Genomic DNA, 1,257 nt, shown 5'->3' with positions numbered 1-1,257 from the left:
AGAAAAATCGCATTATCTATACGACAACGACCAGAATGATGAAAATTCGGGCCGACCCACCGACTCCCGACATAGCCTCGACGAAAATTGCCATGAACAGCCCTGTTGTCATCGACAAGGACGCTGTATCTTCGCTCCCTCTACAAGTATCCAGTGTCGTTCAACCTCAGACGACTCTTTCGCTTGCAGAACAGATGTCTATTTGCAAACGGACGATCAGGAATCTGACCCGGTAAGCCATCCTGCTGAAGTTCCGACCGTTGTCTCGGGAGCTGACAGTACAATCGGTCCATCATTAACATTAAATCCGCCTCCTGCGAAAAAACAAAGGAAGGCAGGCTCCAAAAAATACCGATGTGATCACCCCGGCTGTGAAAAATCACTTGGCTCTCAAGGCTCATTAAATACTCACAAAAGGCAATATCACACCGGAGAGCAAACCTGCCCTAAGTGCCATAAGACCCTACCAAACGCGAAAGCCCTGTCGGATCACAAAAGAAAAGATCACACCACGGAGCAAACCTGCCCTGAGTGCCAGAAGATCATGTCAAACGCGAAAGCCCTGTCGGATCACAAAACTCGATATCACACCGGAGAGCAAACTTGCCCTGAGTGCCAGAAGACCCTGCCAAACGCGAAAGCCCTGTCGGATCACAAAAGAAAAGATCACACTCCAGAGCAAACTTGCCCCGAGTGCCAGAAGACCCTGCCAAACGCTCAAGCTCTGTCGGTTCACAAAAGAAAAGATCACACTCCAGAGCAAAGCTGCCCTGAGTGCCAGAAGATCCTGCCAAATGCGAAAGCCCTGTCGAGTCACAAAAGTGAATATCACACCGGGGAGCCAACCTGCCCTGAGTGTCAGAAGACCCTGCCAAACGCTCAAGCTCTGTCAAATCACAAGAGAAAAGATCACACCCCAGAGCAAAGCTGCCCTGAGTGTCAGAAGACTTTGCCAAACGCTCAAGCCCTGTCGGATCACAAAAGAAAAGATCACACCCCAGAGCAAACCTGCCCTGAGTGCCGGAAGACTCTGCCAAATGCGAAAGCCCTGTCGGTGCACAAAAGTAAATATCACACCGGAGAGCAAAGCTGCCCTGAGTGCCAGAAGACCCTGCCAAACGCTCGAACCTTGTCGGATCACAGAAGGCAACACCGAAAACGAAAGCTTGACGACGCAAAGTCTAGTGATTGATTGCTGCTTGTCACAGGCTCAGCAGGGAAGGGCGCTGTACACGGTTGGGCATGATCTGAAGTGCA

The 1,257-nt window shown here is 50.8% G+C and carries 1 protein-coding gene; it reads left to right on the top strand.

What is annotated here, in order from left to right:
- Window positions 1-1,192, top strand: a 1,192-nt coding sequence (locus KBW69_RS23390) for a C2H2-type zinc finger protein (protein WP_257282540.1), incomplete at its 5' end; no start/stop codon positions are given.
- Between the last annotated feature and the right edge of the window lie 65 nt (window positions 1,193-1,257).

The sequence above is a fragment of the Endozoicomonas sp. ISHI1 genome (genome assembly GCF_024606225.1).
Taxonomy (GTDB): domain Bacteria; phylum Pseudomonadota; class Gammaproteobacteria; order Pseudomonadales; family Endozoicomonadaceae; genus Endozoicomonas_A.
This window is presented reverse-complemented; position numbering and strand designations above follow the sequence as displayed.